The sequence below is a fragment of the Gemmatimonadota bacterium genome (assembly GCA_041390105.1).
Classification (GTDB): Bacteria; Gemmatimonadota; Gemmatimonadetes; order Longimicrobiales; family Gaopeijiaceae; genus JAGQIF01.
The window spans coordinates 934,269-955,482 of the sequence record JAWKQO010000001.1 but is presented as its reverse complement, the minus strand read 5'-3'; the positions used below and the strand labels follow the sequence as shown (position 1 = coordinate 955,482).

Annotated in this window: 17 protein-coding genes; 9 read left to right on the top strand and 8 right to left on the bottom strand. The window is 69.2% G+C overall.

Annotated elements, in window-relative coordinates; translation table 11 throughout:
* Positions 1-58: 58 nt before the first annotated feature.
* Positions 59-2,008: a M1 family metallopeptidase gene (locus R3E10_04300; protein MEZ4414953.1), complete on the bottom strand. Its 1,950-nt coding sequence runs from the start codon at positions 2,006-2,008 to the stop codon at positions 59-61.
* Between the two features lie 253 nt (positions 2,009-2,261).
* Here R3E10_04300 and R3E10_04295 point away from each other — a divergent pair, with 253 nt between their 5' ends.
* From R3E10_04295 to R3E10_04285, 3 genes are all read left to right on the top strand, one after another.
* Positions 2,262-4,856 carry a DPP IV N-terminal domain-containing protein gene (locus R3E10_04295; GenBank protein ID MEZ4414952.1) on the top strand — a complete coding sequence of 865 codons (2,595 nt, stop codon included), beginning with the start codon at positions 2,262-2,264 and terminating at the stop codon, positions 4,854-4,856.
* A gap of 118 nt (positions 4,857-4,974) precedes the next feature.
* Entirely contained in the window at positions 4,975-5,463 is a 489-nt protein-coding gene (locus R3E10_04290) for a hypothetical protein (protein ID MEZ4414951.1), read from the top strand.
* On the top strand, positions 5,460-5,942 hold the full coding sequence (locus R3E10_04285; GenBank protein MEZ4414950.1) for a prepilin-type N-terminal cleavage/methylation domain-containing protein: 483 nt from the start codon (positions 5,460-5,462) through the stop codon (positions 5,940-5,942). The genes R3E10_04290 and R3E10_04285 overlap by 4 nt, the downstream gene beginning before the upstream one ends.
* Positions 5,943-5,998: 56 nt before the next feature.
* Here the strand turns inward: R3E10_04285 and R3E10_04280 are convergent, their stop codons facing one another.
* The gene (locus tag R3E10_04280; protein MEZ4414949.1) at positions 5,999-7,054 is read right to left on the bottom strand and encodes a proline racemase family protein; all 1,056 of its coding nucleotides are present in this window, start codon (positions 7,052-7,054) and stop codon (positions 5,999-6,001) included.
* 251 nt (positions 7,055-7,305) lie between these two features.
* Here R3E10_04280 and R3E10_04275 point away from each other — a divergent pair, with 251 nt between their 5' ends.
* From R3E10_04275 to galK, 3 genes are read left to right on the top strand one after another with little or no spacing between them, the layout of a single operon-like run.
* On the top strand, positions 7,306-7,647 hold the full coding sequence (locus R3E10_04275; GenBank protein MEZ4414948.1) for a YciI family protein: 342 nt from the start codon (positions 7,306-7,308) through the stop codon (positions 7,645-7,647).
* Complete coding sequence (locus R3E10_04270) at positions 7,640-8,962, top strand: DUF6596 domain-containing protein (GenBank protein ID MEZ4414947.1); 1,323 nt, start codon at positions 7,640-7,642, stop codon at positions 8,960-8,962. Before R3E10_04275 ends, R3E10_04270 begins: the two co-directional genes overlap by 8 nt.
* Positions 8,959-10,212 carry a galactokinase gene (gene galK / locus R3E10_04265; GenBank protein MEZ4414946.1) on the top strand — a complete coding sequence of 418 codons (1,254 nt, stop codon included), beginning with the start codon at positions 8,959-8,961 and terminating at the stop codon, positions 10,210-10,212. The genes R3E10_04270 and galK overlap by 4 nt, the downstream gene beginning before the upstream one ends.
* On the opposite strand, the gene R3E10_04260 is transcribed toward galK, so the two are convergent.
* The 3 genes from R3E10_04260 to R3E10_04250 are packed head-to-tail and all read right to left on the bottom strand — an operon-like array spanning position 10,196 to position 13,796.
* Positions 10,196-11,965 (bottom strand): sodium:solute symporter family protein, encoded by a 1,770-nt coding sequence (locus R3E10_04260; GenBank protein MEZ4414945.1) that lies wholly within the window; start codon positions 11,963-11,965, stop codon positions 10,196-10,198. The genes galK and R3E10_04260 overlap by 17 nt on opposite strands.
* Before the next feature lie 55 nt (positions 11,966-12,020).
* Positions 12,021-12,914, bottom strand: coding sequence for an NTP transferase domain-containing protein (locus R3E10_04255; protein ID MEZ4414944.1), 894 nt, complete (start codon positions 12,912-12,914; stop codon positions 12,021-12,023).
* Between the two features lie 18 nt (positions 12,915-12,932).
* On the bottom strand, positions 12,933-13,796 hold the full coding sequence (locus R3E10_04250) for a dienelactone hydrolase family protein (GenBank protein MEZ4414943.1): 864 nt from the start codon (positions 13,794-13,796) through the stop codon (positions 12,933-12,935).
* Between R3E10_04250 and R3E10_04245 the strand changes: the two genes are divergently transcribed.
* From R3E10_04245 to R3E10_04235, 3 genes are all read left to right on the top strand, one after another.
* A complete protein-coding gene (locus tag R3E10_04245; protein MEZ4414942.1) occupies positions 13,786-14,289 on the top strand; it encodes a VOC family protein in 504 nt (167 codons plus the stop codon). The two genes, R3E10_04250 and R3E10_04245, sit on opposite strands and share 11 nt — an antisense overlap.
* A gap of 131 nt (positions 14,290-14,420) precedes the next feature.
* On the top strand, positions 14,421-14,795 hold the full coding sequence (locus R3E10_04240; GenBank protein ID MEZ4414941.1) for a BlaI/MecI/CopY family transcriptional regulator: 375 nt from the start codon (positions 14,421-14,423) through the stop codon (positions 14,793-14,795).
* Positions 14,792-16,462, top strand: a complete 1,671-nt coding sequence (locus tag R3E10_04235) for a M56 family metallopeptidase (protein ID MEZ4414940.1) — start codon at positions 14,792-14,794, stop codon at positions 16,460-16,462. The genes R3E10_04240 and R3E10_04235 overlap by 4 nt, the downstream gene beginning before the upstream one ends.
* A 44-nt stretch (positions 16,463-16,506) precedes the next feature.
* Here R3E10_04235 and R3E10_04230 read toward each other — a convergent pair whose 3' ends face one another.
* From R3E10_04230 to R3E10_04220, 3 genes are all read right to left on the bottom strand, one after another.
* A complete protein-coding gene (locus R3E10_04230; protein MEZ4414939.1) occupies positions 16,507-17,427 on the bottom strand; it encodes a proline dehydrogenase family protein in 921 nt (306 codons plus the stop codon).
* Between the two features lie 165 nt (positions 17,428-17,592).
* Entirely contained in the window at positions 17,593-19,875 is a 2,283-nt protein-coding gene (locus tag R3E10_04225; GenBank protein MEZ4414938.1) for a tetratricopeptide repeat protein, read from the bottom strand.
* Positions 19,872-21,200, bottom strand: coding sequence for a c-type cytochrome (locus R3E10_04220; GenBank protein ID MEZ4414937.1), 1,329 nt, complete (start codon positions 21,198-21,200; stop codon positions 19,872-19,874). Before R3E10_04220 ends, R3E10_04225 begins: the two co-directional genes overlap by 4 nt.
* Positions 21,201-21,214 lie beyond the last annotated feature (14 nt).

The following is a 21,214-nucleotide window of genomic DNA, read 5'->3' as shown; positions in this document are numbered from 1 at the left end:
GCGCCGGCACCCCGCAGGGCGCCGGGCCGCCACCTCGGCTCGGAACGACGGGAGGGGTTCAGCTCACCGGCCTGGCCCGCCAGACGTCGTTGGCCCGGTCGGTGTCGGGAAGGAGCGCGTCCGGATCCAGGGTGACCCGGACCGGTGGCAGCCGGGTGAACAGCTCCAACATGTAGTCGTCGCCTCGGGCCCAGACCTCGGCGGGCAAGGTCTCTCGCAGAGTACTCCCGTCCTCGAGCTCGATCTCCAGAGGCACCGGCATCACCAGACCCGCTTGGTTCCGTAGCTGGACGCGTGTGGTGCCCTCTGCGAAGGCCACCTCGGTGACGGCCTGGTCCAGGGTCTCGGTGGTGCGGTACCAGCCGCGCCAGAACCAGGCGAGCTGCTCTCCGCTCACCTCTTCCATCATCCGATAGAAGTCCCAGGGCTTGGGATGCTTGAATGCCCAATTGGCCACATAGGAACGGAAGGCCTGGTCGAAGCGCTCATTCCCGAGCACGAGTTCGCGGAGCAGGATCAGTCCGTAGCCGGGCTTGCGGTAGGCCATGAAGCCCAAGCCTTCGCGCCTGAGCACGTCCGGATAGGTCTCGATGGGTTGGTCTGCCGTGGCTGCCAGCATCTGGCTGGTGATGTAGCCCGAGCTGGTGCGCTGCGCGCGCTGCGCTTCCTCTCCGTAGAAGGCGAGGTTCGAATAGTGGTTGAGGAAGGTGTTGAAGCCCTCGTCCATCCACGCGTAGCGACGTTCGTCGTTGCCCACGATCATCGGGAACCACGTGTGTCCGAACTCGTGGTCGGTCACGCCGAACAGCCCCTGTCCACGGGCCTGCACCGAGCAGAACACGATGCCCGGGTACTCCATGCCACCGACGATGCCCGCAACATTGACGGCCACGGGATACGGGTAGCGGAACCACTGCGCCGAGTAATACGGAATCGTGTGGCGCAGATACTCCGTCGAATGCTCCCACCCCGGGTTGTCGGCCGTGCCCAGACCCTCTCGCGGGTAGGCGGACTGAAGCAGCACGTCCTCCCAGGACGAAGCGTCCCAGATGAAGGCGCGTGAGGCAGCCCAGCTGAAGTCGCGGGCGTTCTCCAGCGTGAACTTCCAGGTCAGGGGCCCCGAGCCGGACGGCCGGCTCGCAGCAGACCCCACTTCGTCGGCTGCGACGATGGCCACCGTCTGCGTACTGCCACGCGCGCGCTCCAGGCGACGTTGCTGCTCCGCGGTGAGCACTTCGGGCGCGTTGGTGAGGTGTCCACCGGCCACGACGATGTGATCGCGCGGCACGGTGATCTCGACCTCGTAGTTCCCGTAGTCGAGGTAGAACTCGCCCTGCCCGAGGTAGGGAAGGGGGTTCCAGCCATCTACGTCGTCGTACACGTACATGCGTGGATACCACTGGGCCAGCTCGTATACCCAGCCGTCCTGTCCCTGCAGGCGCCCCATGCGGTCGGCGCCGTACTCGGGCACGACGAAGGACCATTCGATCTCCACTTCAACGCGGCCGCCGGACTCAGCGACGGGCGTTTGGAGGTCGACGCGCATGCGCGTGTCGTCGATCATGGTGGCCGGTGTGTAGCGCTTGCCGTCCTGGATCACCTCGATGCGGCGCAGATCGATCCCCCCCTCTTCGAAGGCTCCCCGCCAGCGCGACCCCGAGTTCACCAGCGCGCCTCGGGACCCTGGACGGAACAGGTTCTGTTCGAGCTGGATCCAGAGGAACTCCAGCGCGTCGGGCGAGTGGTTCGTGTAGGTGATCGTCTCCGAACCCGTGACGCGATGCGCCGACGGGTCCAGCGACGCTCGGATGCGGTAGTCTGCACTCTGCTGCCAATAGGCGGGTCCCGGTTCGCCCGTGGGAGACCTGACCGACGTGGGATCGGGCATCTCCAGAGGGGCGAACATCTCCTGGTTGGTCGGGGGAAGCCGGTCCGCCATCTGGGCGGAGAGGGGCGTCAACAGCAGGGCCGTCGCGGCCACGTGGAGGATCAGGGTCCGCATCTTCATCACCACTACCTCGAAAAGGGCTGCCCGCGTCGGGCGCGGGTGAGGCGCCATACCCCCTCTCGGAGGTGGAGTTCGGTCCGCGCCCCGCGTGGGGCGGCGGGGCCACGCGCAGGGCCGGGTGCGCGGCGGGAGCCGTGGGGTGATTTGCCGAATCGCCTGCGGCTCCCCCTCTTGGGTGACGCCTGTTCCGAGCTCGCTCTCCATGGAGATCCTGATGCACACTCTCGCATGCCCGCCCCGGCGGGAACGCTGGATGTCAGGTCTACTCACCGCGGTCCTCCTTGCTGCTTCCGTCACCCCCCGCCTCGGCGCGCAGGCCGCGCCGGAACCCGGGTGGGTCGGTGGTCCGGGATCGGCCAACTACGAGCTGGCGGCGCGCTTCGCGCCATACAAGATCCGCGACCTGGTGGGTAGCCTGTCCGTCACGCCTCGATGGATCGAGCACGGCGACCGCTTCTGGTACGAGTGGGAGGACTCCCAGGGAAAGACCTTCGTCATTGTCGACCCGGTTCGCGGGACGCGTCGTCTCCTGTTCGACCGGGACCGCATCGCCGCCGAGCTCACGCGGCTCACCAGGGATCCCTGGGACGCCCAGCATCTACCCATTCGCAACATCCGCTTCATCGATGACAACACGCTGCAGTTCGAGGTGCAGACGTCCCAGGATGAGGTGATCACCGAGGCGGACACCGTCCAGGAGCAGGATCAGGAGCAGGAGCGCTCTCGCAGCCGCCGGCCGCGCACGCGCAAGCAGGTGATGTACTTCGAGTATGATGTCAACAGCCAGGCGCTGCGACTCCTGGAGGACTACGAGGCTCCCGACCTGCACCCGTCCTGGGCCAGCGTCTCCCCGGACACGGCCTGGGTTGTCTTCAGTCGTCATTTCGATCTGTGGATGATGAGCTACGACGAGTACCGGAAGATCCTCGACGCGCGCCGGGGGAAGTCGGGCGCGGAAGCGGATTCTGCGGAGATGAAGGTGGAAGTCGCCGAGGTCCGCCTGACCACGGACGGAGAAGAGCACTACAGCTACGGGTTCGCGGGCCGGGGCGACACCGACGACGAAACCCGCAAGGAATACGACAAGCGGCAGCGCTCGGGCGCCTCCTGGTCGCATGATTCCCGCTGGTTCGCACTCACGCGCCAGGACCGCCGCGAGGTGGGCGACCTCTGGGTCGTGCACGCCACCGGCAACAAGCGGCCCCAACTGGAAACGTACAAGTACGACATGCCGGGTGAGGAGAACGTCACCCAGACCGAGCTCTGGGTCTTCGACATGGAGGCCCGCGCCATCAAGCAACTCGACGACTCCCCCTGGAAGGACCAACGGATGGGGGTCTTCGACGATCCGGACAGCCGCGGTGGAGGCGGGTTCTTCGGCGGTGGTGGCAACGGCTCGGAGGAGATGCCGATCACGCGCTGGCTCTCCGACCGGTCCGGCGAGCTCTATTTCTGGCGTCGCAGTCGCGACCAGCATCGGGTGGACGTGCTGGTCGCCGATCCGGAGACCGGATCGGTGCGCGTGGTCATCGAGGAGCGCCTGAACACCTACATCGAGCATCAGAATCCGTACCGGTTGTCGAACGGCGACCTCATCTGGTGGTCGGAGCAGGACGGGTGGGCGCACCTCTATCGGGTCGCAGCGGACGGAACGCGCACGCAGCTGACCTCAGGCCCCTGGCACGTCGATGGCGTCGAGGGGGTCGATGAGACGCGAGGCTTCGTGTTCTTCACCGCCAACGCCCGGGAGGAGGGCGAGGATCCCTACTACCGGCATCTCTACCGCGTGGGAGTCAGCGGCACGGGCCTATCGCTCCTCGATCCCGGCGACTTCGATCACCAGGTCGCCGTGTCGGAGTCCAACCGGTACTTCGTGGACACCTACTCGCGTGTGAACACGACACCGGCGTCGGCGCTCTTCGATTCGAACGGGCGCAAGGTGATGGACCTGGAGACCGCCGATCTGAGCCGCCTGGAGGCGGCCGGGTACCAGATGCCGGAGCCTTACCGCGTCAAGGCCGCCGACGGAGTGACCGACCTCTATGGGGTCATGTACAAGCCGTACGACTTCGATCCGGAGCGGGTCTATCCGATCGTCGCCTACGTGTACCCCGGGCCGCAAACCGAGTCCGTGGCGAAGGCGTTTTCGCTGGCGCCCTTCGAGCAGGGACTGGCGCAGTTCGGGTTCATCGTGATCACCATCGGTAACCGGGGCGGCCACCCCGACCGCTCCAAGTGGTACCACAACTATGGCTACGGCAACCTCCGCGACTATGGATTGGCGGACAAGAAGGCCGCGATCGAGCAACTGGCGGACGAGCACGGCTTCATCGACCGGGACCGGGTGGGGATCTACGGTCATTCCGGTGGCGGCTTCATGTCCACGGCGGCGATGCTGGTCTATCCCGATTTCTTCAAGGTGGCAGTGTCGTCGTCCGGGAATCACAACAACGATGTCTACAACCAGAACTGGTCGGAGAAGCACGACGGCATCAAGGAGATCGTCGGCGACGATGGCGAGGTCTCCTTCGAGTACGACATCCAGAAGAACTCCGATCTGGCCGCCAACCTGAAGGGCCACCTGCTCCTCACCACCGGCGACGTCGACAACAACGTCCACCATGCGGGCACCTTCCGCATGGCCGAGGCGCTGATCCGGGCGGGCAAGCGCTTCGACTTCTTCGTCTTCCCTGGGCAGCGTCACGGCTACGGCAACATGAGCGACTACTGGTATTGGCTCCGGGCCGAGTATTTCGTTCGGAACCTGCTGGGAGACTCGCAGTGGAACGCCGATCGGGTCGAGCTGCAGGTGGAGACTCCGAAAACGGGCGGACGGGCGGGATCCTGAGCGCCGGGGCAGCGGTCCCGCCGGGAACTCAACCCGGCGGGGCCGTTGTCCGAGACTCCAGGGCGAGGAGGGTCTGCGTCGTAGGGGCGCGCGCCCTCGTTCCCAGACCGGATCTCCGATGGACCACGCCAACCCGAACGCTGCGAACGCCGAAGCCAGCCAGGCCGAGCGCGAAGCCCTCGCATCCGTCATGGAGCGCGTAGAACAGCGCGCCGAGACGTCCCGGCAGGTGGCTCAGACCCAGCGCCCGCCCAAGCCGCTTCTGGCCCGCCCGAGCACGATGATCGGGCTGTCGCTCACGCTGGTGGGCGTGCTGGTCTGGAACACCATCACCTTCAGGGAACAGCCGCTGACCCTGACGCGGGACCAGGCGGCGGAGGCGGCCCGGGCAGGCGCTGCGCTGGCCGTGCTCGGGATCGAGGCGTATCGGACGACCAACGGACGGCTGCCCACGTCGCTGGATGAGCTGGGCTTCGGAATTCCCGGCGTCACCTATCGCCCCGCGGGCGCGCGCTACACGCTCACCTCCGAAGTGGAGGGGCAAGCCACGCACCTGGCCGAATACGAGAACCCCTCCATCCTCTTCACGCCCGGAGTCGTACGATGAGCCGCCACCGCCTCGGCCGGGCGGGCTTCAGCCTTCCCGAGCTGTTCTCCGCCATGGTGATGGTGGGCATCCTGGCCGCGATCGCGGTGCCGCGCCTGCGCGGCCCCATCGGGCGGGCGGACGCCGCCAAGGTCCTTTCCGACTTCAACTCGATCCGCCACGCCGCCTATGAGGTCCTCGAGGACAAGGGCCGCTTTCCCCTGTCGGGAACCCCGGGCGTCGTTCCGGCCGAAATGGCCGGCGCGGTCCCAGAGTTTCAGTACAAGGGACTCACCTATACGTGGACGGCCGTCGATCTGCGCTCCACACCGGGGGGCGTGTTCGGTGGACGCGCGCTGGGCCTGCTCATGGTCACGTTCAACGGCAAGCTGGACGTCGCCGATGCCCTGCAGGGGCACGAGGCCAAGCCCATCGCAGGCGGTGTGCTGTTCGACTACTACTGGACGCCGACCCAGGCGTTGTTCCTCATCCTGGAGTAGCGCCACGCGCCACGGAGTGCGGGGCGGGGCCGGCACGGGCGCCGGGCGAAGCGCTGCTACCCCCACAGATCGCCCACGGTGAAGCCGGTGGGGAAGGGGTCCGAGGCATCCAGCAGGTACTGTGCGATCCCGGTGATCCAGGCCCGACCCTCCAGCTGAGGAACCACGGCCGCCGTGCCGGCGATCTCGGTTTGGCGCTGCAACGTTCCGGTCCAGACCGTGCCCAGGATCCCTTCGTGCCGGAAAGGCTCGCCGAGCCCCAATTGACCCCGAGCATGCAGCGTGGCCATGCGCGCACAGGTGCCGGTGCCACACGGCGACCGGTCGATGGCTCCGCGCCAGGTCTCCGGGCGGTCCCAATCGACCGTCGCGGTGCTGACCACCACCACGTTGCGCAGGTCGGCGTGCGCGCCACGGGCCGGGCCGGAGAGCTGAGCAATCGAGACTCCCGCGATCCCCGGGTTGTCGGGGTGCACCGCCGGAAGTTGCTCACGGGCCGCCGCCGTGAGCAGGGCACCGGCTCGCGCCAACTGGTCGCCGCGCTCGGGAACCAGCTCCAGGCCGAGCTGCGTCGCGTCGGCGATCACATGGAACATGCCGCCCCAGGCGACGTCGACCCGCACCCGTCCCAGCGTGGGGACCTCGATCTCCGCATCCAGGTGCACGGCGAACGAGGGGACGTTCTCGAAGCGCACGCGCTCCACGCGGCCGCCCCGCACGGTGGCCTCGACGCGCACCAGCCCCGCGGGCGTCTCCAGCGTCAGGTGCGTCAGAGGCTCGACCGCCTCCACCATTCCGGTCTCGATCAGGACGGTGGCGACGCAGATGGTGTTGCTGCCGGACATCGGCGGGTATTCGGTCTGCTCCATGATGATGAACCCGGCATCCGCCTCCGGATGGCAGGGCTCGACCAACAGATTGCAGCAGAGCGCGGGATAGCCGCGGGGCTCCCGGAGCATCCACAGACGCAACGCGTCTCCGTAGCGCTCGAGGTGACGCATCTTCTCGTACACCGTGCGTCCGGGCGGAGAAAGGACGCCTCCGGTGATGACCCGGCCGGGCTCCCCGCCGGCGTGGGCGTCCACTGCTGTGATCATCCGCTGAGTCCGCATGGCTCCTCCGTTCGGGCGACGTCGGCAGTAGAGGCGCTGGGGCAGGGCCACGCAACCCAGTCTGGCGCGGGTGCGAGCGGATGCCCTACCCTTCCCGAGACGCCCCGTGGCGCCCGGTTGGGGGGGGCACCGGCCCGCGACCCGAACACCGGGCAAGTGTCGAATGGCGAGGCCTCCGTTCGACAGGAAGCAGAGCCCGCCGAGCGCGGCTCACGAACGGCCCGCCGTGGCTCATAGGTTGGGGGAGTCCCATGAAGTACATGCTGCTGCTCTACGAAGACGAGGCGAACTGGGACGGGGTGGAGATGACTCCCGAAGTGATGGAGCCCTGGATGAAGTACTCGCAGCGTGTCCAGGAGGCCGGAGTCTACATTTCGGGGGCTGGTCTGCAGCCGACCACCGCCGCCACGACGGTTCGGGTTCGCGGTGGTAAGGTCCTCACCACGGACGGACCCTTCGCGGAGACCAAGGAGCAGCTGGGCGGCTATTACCTGCTCGAGTGTTCCGACCTCGATGAAGCCTTGCGCTGGGCGGCGGAGATCCCGATCGCGCCGGTAGGCTCGGTCGAGGTCCGTCCGCTCCTGGATGTCTGATCCGAGCGCCGAGCGGTCCACCGCACCCGCCGGCCCACCGCTGGCGGGTGCGGCCCGGGCCGCTCTGGACCGCGTGTTTCGACGCGACCGGGGCTCGATCCTGGCCAACCTCATCCGTTTGACCGGCGAGTTCGAGCACGCCGAGGACGCGCTGCAGGACGCCGTGAGCGAAGCCCTCGACCGTTGGCCCCACAGCGGCGTGCCGCGCCAGCCCGCGGCCTGGCTCCACACCGCCGCTCGGCGCCGAGCCATCGACCGCATCCGTCGCAGCGAACGCTTCCGCGAAAAGGCGGCGGTGCTGTCTCGACTGGAGGGAGCACAGGGGGCTGCCGAGGGTCTCCCCGACGACGCCGTTGTGGCGGACGATCGTCTGCGGCTGATCTTCACGTGTTGTCACCCGGCCTTGCCCATCGAGGCGCGTATCGCCCTCACGCTCAAGACCATCGTCGGTCTCACCACGCAGGAGATCGCACGGGCCTTCCTGATCGAGGAGCCCGCGCTGGCGCAGCGCATCGTGCGCGCCAAGCGGAAGATCACCTCTGCGGGGATCCCGTACCGCGTCCCCGAGCCGGCGGACCTGCCGGAACGCCTCGCTGCGGTGCTGCAGGTGATCTACCTGATCTTCACGGAGGGACACTTCTCCTCCGGAGATGCCGAGCTGGTGCGCTCGGAGTTGAGCGACGAGGCGCTGCGCCTCGGCGCGAGCCTCGTGGAGCTGCTTCCAGGCGAGCCGGAGGCACGCGGCCTGCTGGCGTTGCTGTTGCTCGCGGATGCCCGTCGCCACGCGCGGCTGGACGAGGCCGGCCGGCTCGTCCTGCTGGAGCGGCAGGACCGGTCGCGCTGGGACCGGGGCAAGATCGCCCACGGCCTGCTCGAGCTCGAGCGCGCCCTCGGGGAGCGGCGTCCCGGACCCTTCCAGATCCAGGCCGCGATCGCCGCGGTGCATGCGGTCGCGCCGCGGGCCGACGCGACGGACTGGGCGGAGATTCTGGCGCTATACGATCAGTTGACGATCGTCGCCCCCACTCCGGTGGTCGCTCTGAACCGGGCCGTGGCCGTGGCGATGAGCGACGGACCCGAAGCCGGATTGCGGCTCCTGGACGACCTCGGACGCGAGCCGGGCCTCCGCACCTATGGGCCCTATCAGGTGGCACGTGCCGACCTGCTCCGTCGGGCGGGGCGGGAAGTGGAGGCACTCGCGGCCTACGAGGCTGCGGTCGAGATGGCGACAAACCCCGCGGAGCGTGCCTACCTGCAGTCCTGGGTGGATGCCTTGGGGGATGGGGCGAGGGGTCGCAGGGAGGCGGCGGTTTGAACGGCCCCGCGCCTCCGCGCGGCACCGCCGGCTTCGCGCGCGTGTTTGGTGCGGACTCCACCCACCGTGCCTCCGCGCCGGGGCGCGTCAACCTGATCGGAGACCATACCGACTACAACGGGCTCCCGGTGCTCCCGATGGCCATCCAGTTCCGGATTGCGGTGTGGTTCCGCCCTCGCAACGACGCGACCGTCCGTCTGGTCAACGCTGATCCGGGCTCGGAGCCCGGCTCGTTCCGGCTGGACCAGCCGCTCGAGCGGGGAGCGGGCGGTCACTGGCTGAACTACACCAAAGCGGCCGCCTGGGCGGTACAGCAGCTCGTCGAGGAACGGGGCGGGCAGCCACGGGGCATGGATGCATGGGTCGATGGCGACGTTCCGGTGGCCGCCGGCTTGAGCTCCTCGTCCGCCCTCGTGGTGGCTACGGGGCTGGCCCTGCTCGAGGCGAACGGGCTCGTGGTCGAGCGCACCGACCTGATGGGGCGTCTGGCGCGCGCCGAGCGCTTCGTGGGCACCGAGGGTGGGGGCATGGATCAGGCGATCTCGCTGGGCGGCGCCCGTGGACATGCCGCCCGCATCGACTTCGACCCCCTCACGCTCCGCACCGTCCCCGTCCCGCAGTCCTGGCGCTTCGTGGTCGCCCACTCCGGCCAGCGTGCGGAGAAGTCCGGCGGCGTGCAGGCCTTCTACAACCGCCAGGTGCGCCGCTGCGCAGAGGCGCTGCAGCAGTTGGCGCCGCACTGGAGCGGAGCGGACTGCCAGGTGCTCCAACGCAAGTCGGGCGCGGAGGTGACCTACGCCGACCTGCTCCGCCAGGCCGAGCTCGATCCGTTAGGGCGCGCAGCGGACGTTTTGCCCCCGGAGCTGTTCCGCTGCTTTCGCCACACACTGACGGAGGCCGAACGCGTGCAGCGGGCGGAACGTGCATTGCGGACGGGCGACACCCAGACCTTCGGGGCCTTGATGGACGCCTCGCACGCGAGTCTCGCGGACGACTACGAGGTCAGCACGCCTCGCCTGAACGCGCTCGTGGACGCCGCCCGCGCGGCGGGGGCGGCGGGAGCGCGGCTCACCGGAGCGGGCCTGGGCGGCTCGGTGGTGGCGCTGTGCGACGCGGTCTCGGAAGTGGCCGTGAAGCGTGACTGGACCGCCTTGCTCCGCACCTGGGGCGAGGACCCGGTCGTCTTCACGGCCGTGCCTTCACCCGGTGCCCACGTCGAGTCCCTGGAGCCGCTCAGCGCGTCAGGCTGACGCGGGGCAACACGCGCAACACACCCCAGCCCGCCACAGCGAAGATCGCATACGCGAACAACGCCAGGGACAGGCGCCCGTAGAGCAGGTAGCCGGTTCCAAAGAGGGCCGCATAGATGGTCGTGCAGCCCAGGAACCACCCAGCCACCGCCGCGGGGATGGTGCCGTCCCCGCCGTCGCCGCCCGTGTCGACCACGTACCGCCAGCCATGGCCCGCTGGATGGATCAGGTCGTAGTAGCGCTGTAGCGTCGCAGTGTCGACGGGTCGCGTGACGAACGTGACAAACAGCCATCCCGCCGTTGTGATCGCCACGCCGATCAAGAGTTGCGCAGTGGGATCGACCGCGGGTAGCCCGATGCGGGTGTGCACGAACTGGAACCACACCGCCACCGCGAACGAGACGATCATGGCCGCGATCTCCGTCCAGGCGTTGATGCGCCACCAGAACCAGCGCAGCAGGAAGACGAGGCCGGTGCCTGCGCCGATCTGCAGCAGAATCTGGAACGCCTGCCAGGCGTTCTCCAGCCAAAGGGCCACCGTCGAGGCCAGTACGATCAAGACCACCGTCGTGACACGACCCACCTGGACGTAGTGGCGCTCGTCCTGGTCGGGAGCCAGGAAGCGGCGGTAGACGTCGTCCACCACATAGGACGCGCCCCAGTTGAGGTGCGTGCTGATGGTGGACATGTAGGCGGCCGCCAGGGAGGCCACCACCAACCCCAGAAGCCCGCTCGGCAGAAAGACCAGCATGGCAGGGTAGGCCAGATCGTCCCGCACGATGGACGGATCCAGGTTGGGGAAGCGAGCCGTCAGCGAAGCCAGGTCCGGGTACACCACCAGAGACGCCAGGGCCACGATCATCCAGGGCCAGGGCCGGAGCGCGTAGTGCGCCACGTTGAACCACAGCGTCGAGAGCATCGACTCCTTTTCGTCGCGCGCGGCCAGCATGCGTTGCGCGACATATCCGCCACCCCCGGGCTCGGCGCCAGGGTACCAGGTGCTCCACCATTGCACCGCCACGGGCACGATGAAGATGGCCAGGGCCGTCTTGGGGTCGCCGAAGTTCGGTAGCAGGGAGAGCCGGCCCTGCACGGCCGGGTTCGTGAACAGACCGGACAGTCCACCCACGTCGGGATGGGCCAGTGCGAACCAGGCCGCGGCCACGGAGCCGATCATCGCGATGACGAACAGCAGCAGATCGGTTACCACCACGCCCCATAGGCCCGAGGTCGCGGAGTAGATGACCGTGACCGTGGCCGCCAGGGTGACCGTCTGGAACTTGGACAGGCCCAGCAGCACGCCCCCGATCTTGATCGCGGCCAGGGTGACCGAGGCCATGATCATCACGTTGAAGAAGATCCCGAGGTAGATCGCGCGAAAGCCGCGCAGAAAGGCCGCCTGGGGGCCGGAGTAGCGGAGCTCGTAGAAGCTCATGTCGGTCAGCGCGCCCGAGCGCCGCCAGAGCTTTGCGTAGAAGAACACCGTGCACATGCCGGTGATCGCGAACGCCCACCAGGCCCAGTTCTGGGAGACGCCGCCGTTGCGGACCAGGTCCGTCACCAGATTGGGCGTGTCGGTCGAGAACGTCGTGGCCACCATCGAGGTGCCCAGCAGCCACCAGGGGAGCTTGCGGCCGGCCAGGAAGAAGTCCTCCGTGCCTTGGCCTGCGCGGCGAGCGAAGAACACGCCGATGGCCAGCGCCAGGACGCCGTAGGTGGCGATGACGGCCCAATCGATCCAGTGCAGCTCCATGCGGCTCCTCGTGGGTCGCAGGCGCGGCGCTCCGCGCGGTGGGCGGATGCCGACTCTAGGTGAACAGCCGGGTAGGATAGCGTCCCTCGGCGAACCACGCCCGCAGGCGCGCCCGGACCGGCAGGGCATCCTCCGGGTGGGTCACGCCCAGCCACTCGGCATCGGTCGTCTGCACCTGGACGCGAAGCGTTCCTCGTGCCAGGGCCTCTCCTACGGCGGTGGGAAGCTGGTACTCGTCGCTGGCCCCGGCTTCCGCTCGGAAACGCGCAAAGGAGTCGTCCAGAAGCGTCAGGACGTCCTCGTCGAAGCCCCACAGGTTGAGTGACGCGGGCTCCACGCCCGAGAACCGCCGCGCCGACCCATCCAGGGCACGGCCCTGGATCTGGCCGGCGTCACCTCGCCCGATGTCCAGCACCTCCTCGATCCCCATCAGTCCCTGTCCCGGGTCCAACGCGCAGATGCCGCGTGAGACCCCTCCGTTGGGCGAGAGGGTGCGATCGAGCCGGTAGGCGATCAGGACACCTGCGGGCCGGCGTTCCGCGACGCCGAGTCGCTCGAGCCCCCGGGCAAGCTCGACCAGGGCGCTGGCCCCGTAGAGGTCGTCGGCATTCGCCACGCCGAACGGTGCGTCCAGCAGCGCGCGCGCGGCCAGGACCGCGTGTGCGGTGCCCCAGGGCTTTCGTCGCTCCGAACCGGATGTCCCAGGCCCCTCGTCCTGGAGCGCGTACTCCAGTGTGAGCGCGGATCCCACGCGATCGTCGAGTCGCTCGCGCAAGCGTCCCAGCAACTCCGCGCGCGTGACCAGAACGGCGCGCCGGAAGCCGGCGCACCAGGCGTCGTGCAGGGTCAGCTCCAGCAGCGTTTCGCCACCGGGCCCCAAGGGCTCGAGTTGTTTGGGGCCTCCGAAACGGCTCCCCAGACCCGCGGCCAGAACCACGAGCGTGGACACGATATGAGCCCGCGAGGGTCAGGAGAGCGTGCGCTCCAGATAGGCCTTCAATCGTTGCCAGGCATCGAGGGCCGGGGCGCGCGCGTTCTCGGCATCGCGATCCACGTACAGCCAGAAGCCGTGGTTCACGTCGTCGTAGACGTGCACGTCGTTCGGCACGCCCGCGGTGCGCAGGGCGGCCACGAACGATTCGACCGCCGACGGCGGGATGCCCTGGTCCTCGGCCGCGAAGGTGCCGTACACCTCGTGGTGGATGCTCGCTAGTCGCTGGGGATCGTCCACGAGACGTCCATAGAAGATCGCGGTCCCCTCGTGCGGGTCGCCGTCCAATGCGTACGACAGCGCAACGCCGCCCCCGAAGCACCACCCCATGGTCGCGATCCGGCCGGATACGTCGGGGCGCGCGCGCAGGTAGGCCGCCGCGGCATTCAGGTTGGCGACCATGGCGTCGGGATCGGCCTGGGCCTCCGCGACCAGGGCCCGATTCTCGTCGGCGTTGGCGCCCGTCTTTCCGTGGTAGAGATCCGCGGCCAGGGCCACATACCCTTCCGCCGCGAACGCGTCGGCGATCTGCCGGATCCGGTCCACCACGCCGTTCCACTCATGGATGAGGAGAACGGCGGGGAAGGGGCCGGCGCCTTCCGGGAGGGCCAGATAGCCCGTGGTGGCCGCATCGCCCTCCAGATACTGAACGTCCATTCCACCGGGGGCGGACGCCTCTCCCAGGATGGCGGCCGGAAGCTGGTCGCCCGCGGTGGGCGCCATCGCGATGCGGGGCTCGGCCGGCGTCGCCTCCCCCTCCCGGGCTGCCTCACCCCCGGAGCACGCCATTGCGAGGGACGTCGAGAAGGCCAGGCAGAGGGACAGCGAGGTGCGGGTCATCGAGATCTCCGGGCTGGGGACGGAGCCGGCATCATCGGAGGCGCTCTGGCTCCGCGCAACGGGGGCGGTATTGTACCGGAACCACTCGCCACCCAGGGCCACCATGAGTCAACTCTCGCACGCACCCGCGTCGATCGGTCAGATCGCGCTGCACGTGAGCGACCTCGAACGTGCCACCGTCTTCTACCGCGACGTGCTCGGGCTCCGCTTCCTCTTCCAGGCGCCGCCGGGGTTGGCGTTCTTCGAGTGCGGCGGCGTGCGCTTGATGCTCAGCTCCGCGTCCGAGCCCGGGCACGATCATCCCGGGTCGATCCTCTACTACCGGGTCGACGATCTGCCCGCCGCCTACGAAGCGATGCGAGCAAAGGGAGCCGAGTTCGTCGACGAGCCGCACGTCGTGCACCGGACGGACACCTACGAGTTGTGGATGACCTTCCTGGAGGACCCGGCCGGCAACACGCTGGCCCTCATGGAAGAGCGCGCCGTCTCCTGAGCCCCCGCCGTCCAGCGACAGGCACCCTCCCCCCCCCGGGATCTACTAGTTGACTAGTTGACAGTCGGTCGGGCCTGTCGTACGATCTACTAGACGTTTAGTAGATCGAATGACCGACCGAGGAGGCGTCCATGGATCTGGTCTTTGCCGACCGGGAGCTGGATGTGATGACGGTGCTCTGGGAGACGGGCTCGGCCACCGTGGCCGAGGTGCAGGCCCGACTCGCGGATCCGCTCGCCTACACCACCGTCCTCACCGTACTGCGAACGCTGGAGGAGAAGGGGTTTGTCGGGCACACGGAGGAGGGCAGGGCCCACCGCTACCACCCCCTGGTGGAGCAAGCCGACGCCCGCAAGAGCGCTGCCAAGCGGCTCGTCTCCCGCGTCTTCGCAGACTCGCCCGAGTTGTTGTTGGCGCACCTCGTGTCGGACCGGCGCCTCTCGGAGGCCCAGCTGCGCCGGATCCGAAAGCTCCTCGACGACCGTCTGAAGGAGGAGGACCGATGATCGCTGCCTGGATGCTCTTCACCGTGTTCGTGACCGCCTTGGCAGCCCTGGGGGCCCTCGGTGCCGAGCGGATCCTCCAGCACCGCGGTCTTCCCGCCCGCTGGTCCTGGGTGTGGGCGGGGGTGCTGGCGCTGCTGCTCCCGCTCGTTCGCCTGAGTGGCGTGCCCTGGACTGCGGACGCGGCCACGCCTCCGCCTCCCACGGAGGTGGTCGTGCTCGACGGCCTACAGCTCACGATTCCATCCTCGACCGGTGCCGACCGTCTGGACCGTTGGATGGTGATCCTGTGGGGCCTCGCGTCCGCGCTGGCATTGGCCTGGGTTGCCCTGGCGGTGCTCCGTCTGCGGCGCCGCGCCCGCTCCTGGACGCCCGAGGTGGCGGCGGGGGAAGCGGTGTGGATCTCGGAGCAGACCGGGCCGGCGGTGGTCGGATTCTGGCAGCCGCGCATCGTGCTGCCGCGTTGGGCGCTGTCCGCACCTGGACTGCCGCTGATGGTGGCGCACGAGCGTGAGCACGTGCGCGCCGGAGATGGGCGCCTGTTGGCGATGGCGACGATGCTGGTGGCGGCCTTGCCTTGGAACGCGCCGCTCTGGTGGATGCTGAGGCGGTTGCGCGGAGCGATGGAGTCCGACTGCGACCAGCGCGTATTGCGACGCGCGGGCGTGCGGCTGCGGGACTACTGCGAGCTCCTCCTTCAGGTGGGTAGTGTGCGCCCCGTCAGCGGCGTGCCGCTACCGGCGCTTTCGGAACCTCCCTCGTTGCTCGAGCGGCGCATCGACCGGATGACGGGCGGCGCTCGTCTGCGCGTGCCGGTCCTGGTGGCGCTGACCGTGTCGGCCGGGATCGCCCTCGCGGTCGCGTGCTTCGCGCCCGGTCCGGAGCGGGCTGGGATCACCGCGCCGGTCGTGGAGGATGCTGCTGACGCCGAGGCCATCCGCTCCGGGCCCACGTTCACTCCGTTCACCGTCCGGCCAGATCTCAAGAACGCGATGCGTGTGACGGAGGAGTTGCAGGCCGCCTACCCACCGCTCCTGCGCGACGCGGGCGTGGGCGGGACCACCAACGTCTGGTTCCACATCCAGGCGGATGGAATCGTCGACGACGTACGGGTCCAGAACAGTTCCGGACATCCCGCCTTGGACGAGGCCGCGCTACAGGTGGCGCGCATCATGGAATTCACGCCGGCGCTCAACGGGGAGACCCCCGTCCCGGTCTGGGTCGCGTTCCCGATCACGTTCCGGCGGAACGCCACGGCGGAGCGCGAAGGGACGGTCGCCCCGGAGCGGGCAGATGGAGAGACCCGCGGCAGCCCCCCAAGGGCGCGCGGTGGCCCGGTGGACGTCCCGGAGGGCGCGGAGTTCACGCCCTTCACGGTGCCTCCCCGCCTTCAGGACGCGGAAGCGGCGGCCACCAGGCTGCAGCGCGAATACCCGCCGCTGCTGCGCGACGCGGGCATCGAAGGAGAGGCGCTCGTGTGGTTCCACATCGATGACGAGGGAACCGTGACCGACGTACGCTTGGGCCGGACCTCGGGACACCAAGCACTCGATGAGGCCGCGATGTCGGTGGCGCGCAGCTTCCGCTTCGCCCCGGCGCGGAACGGCGATGACCCGGTCGCCGTGTGGGTGGCCTATCCCATGGCCTTCGAGCTTCCGAAGGCCAGGTAACGCGGGAGCGCTGCGCACGGTCGTTGTCGTGCGCGGCGCTCCGCTCACCCTCCCAGCATGCTGCGCAACACGAAGCCCACATTGGCGGGCCGCTCCGCCAGGCGCCGCATGTACCAGGGGAACCACGCTTCGCCGTAGCTGATGAGCACGCGGGTGGGGAACCCTTCGCCCGCGAACTGGAGCTGCGCCGCGCGCTGGATGCCGTACAGCATCTGCACCTCGAAGCGATCGTTGCCCCATCCTTGACGGCTGGCCGCGGCCGCGATGCGACGGAGGAGGGGCACGTCGTGGGTGGCGACGCCTGGTACCTGGCCTGAGCCGCCGTACAACTCGATGAGACGGAGGGCCAGCCGCTCGAACGACGCGTCCACGTCCGCCTTGCGCGGCATCGCCACCTCGGGGGGCTCCGCATACGCGCCCTTCACCAGGCGGACGGCCGCTCCCGCGCCCGCGATGCGCTCCAGATCCTCCGGCGTGCGGTGCAGATAGGCCTGCAGGCAAAGCGCCAGATTGGGATGCTGCGCCCGGGCCGCCTCGAACACGTCCAGGGTGGCATCTACGTAGCGCGAGTACTCCATGTCCACCCAGAACGTGTGGCCCAGGCGCGCGGCGCGGGCAGCGAGCGTGGACAGGTTGCGGATGGCCACGTCCTGTCCCTGGTCGAGGCCCATGTGGGTGAGCTTGACCGAGATGTGCGTGGGAAGCCCCAGGGCCTCGACGCGCTCCATCGTGTCCAGGTAGTGCTGGACCACGGCGTCGACCTCGGAGACCGTGGCCACGTTCTCGCCGAGGCAGGTCACCACGGTGCTGATGCCCTTCTCGCTCAACGAGCGCGCTTCGCCGAGCGCGTCCTCGGGGCGCTCGCCCGGCATGAAGCGGGAGACCGCCTTCTTGGCGAAACGGCGCCGGCGGAACTGATGCTCCAACCAGCGATTCTGCGAGCCCCACAACAGGGCGGAGCGCATCACTCCCACTTCGACTCCTGGCTCGTGTGTTTGGGGGCTCTGGCGGCGTGCCCCGTTCGACGATACCGCACCGTGCTGCGGCGGGCGAGAGGTGGGCGTCCGTTTCGGAGCCCGTGCGACGGCGGGGACGCAGGGCGGCTGTGTGTCGTCCGGTCCGGCTCTGGGTCAGCGCCCCGGAAGGGCCCGCTCCAGATCCTCCATCATCTGCCGGGAGGGGGCGTGGTCGGGCATGAACTCGACGGCGCGGCGAGCCGCCTGCAAGGCCTCCGGAAAGCGCTCGAGTCGGAAGAGCGTGCGTCCCAGCTCGAACCAGCCGCGACCCAACCCGGGGTCGCTGGCGGTGGCGCGCTGGTACGCCAGGACGGCGTCGTCCAGGCGGCCGGCTCTCTGATGCAGGTTGCCGAGATTGAACCAGGCCAGCGGTTCGTGCGGGTTGAGACGCGTGGCCTGCTCCAGTGTCGTACGGGCGCCCGCCGGGTCGTTGGCACCCTCCAGCGCCAGGGCCAGGTTCACCAGCACAACGGGCTGGTTCGGATCCAGCGTCAAGCTCTCGCGGAACGCGCGCACGGCGGCGGCGCTGTTGCCGGTCTGATTGTGGAGCTGCCCCAGCGCGGTCCACACGGAGGCGGAGCCCGGCTCGATCTCGAGCGCTTTGTCGTAGGCGCGTTCCGCCCGCGCGTACGAGCCGGCGTCCCGGTTCTGGTCTCCCAGGAATCCAAGGGCCAACACCCAGCGCCCACGAAGCGCGGAAGGCGCGTCCGACTCGACGAGTGCCCGCACCAACAGGTCTCGCACGGCCGGGTCGTCGCCTCGACTCCAATGCAGCGCCGCCAGCGCCAACGCACGTACGTCCAGATCGGGACTCCGCGCCAACCCTTCCAGTCGCGACCGGGTCTCCGGCGGAAGCGAGGGCAGGTCCGGCCCGAGCGATTGCAGGAGGAAGCGGCTCAGCGCCTGGAACTGCAGAAGCGGGTCCGTCAGGTCGGGGCGGAGCAGGTCGATCCCGGCGCTGTCGCTCAGCTGCGCCTGCACGAGCGGGCGCTGCGGTTTGAGCTCGCCCCACCAGGCGCGCGCCGAACGCTCCAACGCTTCGCTGGAGCGATCCTCGTGGCACCCAGCGCACGCACTGGTGATCCCCAGGGAAGCGTCGAAGGCCGGACGAGGAACCGGGATCGTGTGGTCGGAGCGCGCGAACGGCACGCCCGGCCCTACCTCCGGATGCTGCAGATACGGCATGTGACAGGACACGCAGCGGCTGCCTTCGGAACCAGGAGCATGGAAGGTGTGCCGTTCAGGCTCGATGGCCTTGCTTTGATGGCAGGCGGTGCACTGACCGTCGTCGAAGGGTGAGGCGAGCGGAGCGCGGTTGATGTCCCAATAGCCCTGACCGTGCGGCTCGTGACAACTCACACAGTCCATGGGTCCCTCGAGATAGCAGGCACTGGCCAGGTGCGTCGCCTGATAGGCGAAGCTGCGCACTCGTGCATCCGCGAAGTAGGGCCGGTCTCCCAGCACCGGGAACTTGAGCGCGAAGTGCTCTTCGAACGGGTCGCCCGGGAGGTAGCCTTCCCGCACCACGTCCTTGAGGCCGTGACAGCGGAAACACACGCCGAGCGAAGCGTCCTTCTCCATCCAGGCCAGGCTGGCCAGCCCGATGTCAGAGTCTACGAACGTGCCGGCGCGTGCCATCTCCACGTGGCGCGCGGCCGGCCCGTGGCACGACTCGCAATTGACCTGCAGCGTGGTGTACGTAGTCTCATACGCCGTCGTGCCCGGATCGAAGCGCGTCTGGATCTGACTTCCGTGACACTCCTGGCAGTTGGCGAAGCGGTCCACGGTGCCGATGGGCCGAACGGGGGGCCAGTCGCCGCACGCCCAGAGCGACATCGTCTCATCGATCGGCACCCAGCCGCGGTCGAGCCGGCTCCCGCTGTTGCAGAACCAGACCGCGGCTCCTCCCGACCAGTCCCAGGGCAGGAAGCGCTCGGTTCCATCTTCGAGGAGCGTGAGGAAGCCCTGGGTGCCTCCGCCCAGCATATGCGCACGTCCGATCACGCCGACCACCGGAAAGACCTGCTCTTCGAAGTGGTCCTGGCGTACCACGAACTCGTAGCTCCCCCCGCGGATGCGCGGAATCACCGTGGCGTCGGCGAAGCGGATCGCGCGCCCGTCGAAGGGTGCGATCACCACGCGAGGGCCCGGTTCGCCCCCGGCGCGCCCGTGGGTGGAGCGCGCCCAGGCGCTGTATTGCTCCGCATGGCACTCCGCGCAGGGCTCCGCGCCCGCGAAGTCGGAGGGCTGCACGGTCTCCGCAGGCGGGGCGAGCGGGGCGGGGAAGGACTCGGGCCCCTGGGACCGAGGAGAGGACTCCCCTCCGCAGGCCCCCAGCAGCGAGGCGAGGGCGAACAGCCCCGCGCGCCCGACACACGTGTGCGCGGCGCTGATCACGCCTCGCCTCCGGCCCAGGCGGGCTGCGCGCAGGCGCACAGGACGCGGATGTACGCCACCAGGGCGCGGATCTGGGCGTCGCTCAACAGCGAACCGAAGCCCGGCATGCGTGCGCTCCCGTCCAACACGAACCCCCCGGCGTGGATGCCGTCGTAGAGGGTGTCGTCGGGACGCCGCCCCATGGCTTCGGGATCGGCGTGCACCGCCGGTGGCACCGGGAGCGTGCCCGCGTTCCAGCCGTTGCCGCGCCCTTCCGGTCCGTGGCAGGAGCCGCAGTGGCGTGCGTAGAGCGCGGCACCCTCATCTTCGCCACCGCCGTCGGGCAGGGCGCTCCAGGCGGGGTGGTCGGGATCGGAAAGGGATCGTGGCGGTGGAGGCGCGGCCCGACTCGAGGTGTACAACAGCAAACGCGCCACCCGTGACGCCTCCGCGTCCGGAAGGGGTTGGTGCGGCATGGGCGCGCCCGGAGCGGCCCGCGATGGATCGGTGATCATCTCCACGACGAACTCGGGGCGCAGGCGCTCTGCCGTCGCCACCAGGGACGGGCCGATGCCACCGCCGCCGAAACGGGTTTCGTGACACCCCAGGCAGGAAAGCCGCTGCACCAGCAGGTGCTGGGTGCGGGCTGCCATGAAGGGAGAGAGGGGCGTGGGATCGCTGGCGCGGGGCCGCCCCGTGCTGGAGAGCAGGGCGCTCAGCGCGGCCACCTCGTCCGGGCTCAGTCGGAAGTCGGGCATGCGGCTCCCGGGCGCCGCCGGATGTGCCGGCCCCCGGACCGGTGTGGGGGCGGCCAGGAACGCGCTCAACCATCCAGGCAGGACCCGCGCGCCCTCCCGGGACAGGTCGGGTCCAACCTGCGCTGGGAGTACGTCGCGGTGCCCGTGACAGGAGGCGCACCCCAGCACGCCGAAGATCCGGCGGCCCCGATCGGCGTCCACGCTCGGGAAGCGCTGGCGAGCGGCCTCGACCGTGGGTGAAGGTGCGCCTCCCTTCCCGAGGTACAGCGCCAGGGCCAGGCGCTCGCCCTCGTCGAGCCGGAAGTCCGGCATGCGGGAGGGTGCGATCTCCGGTCGGCGCACGATGGGATCGCCGAGATACTCGAAGATGAACCCCACCTCCAGGGTCTCCCCGTCGGGTCCCAGCACGGGTGCGCGCGTGCGGATCTCCTCCGCGCCGGGAAGTCCCGCATGACAGGCTCCGCACCCGAGCGCCGAGGCGAGGCGTTGCCCTTCTTGAGCGCGCAGCGGGAAGGGCACGAGGGCGAGCAGCGTGGCTGCCAACGCGAGGCACCGAGGCGCGCCCCGGCGGGCGAGGGAGGTGGGCATGGGCCAACCCTCGG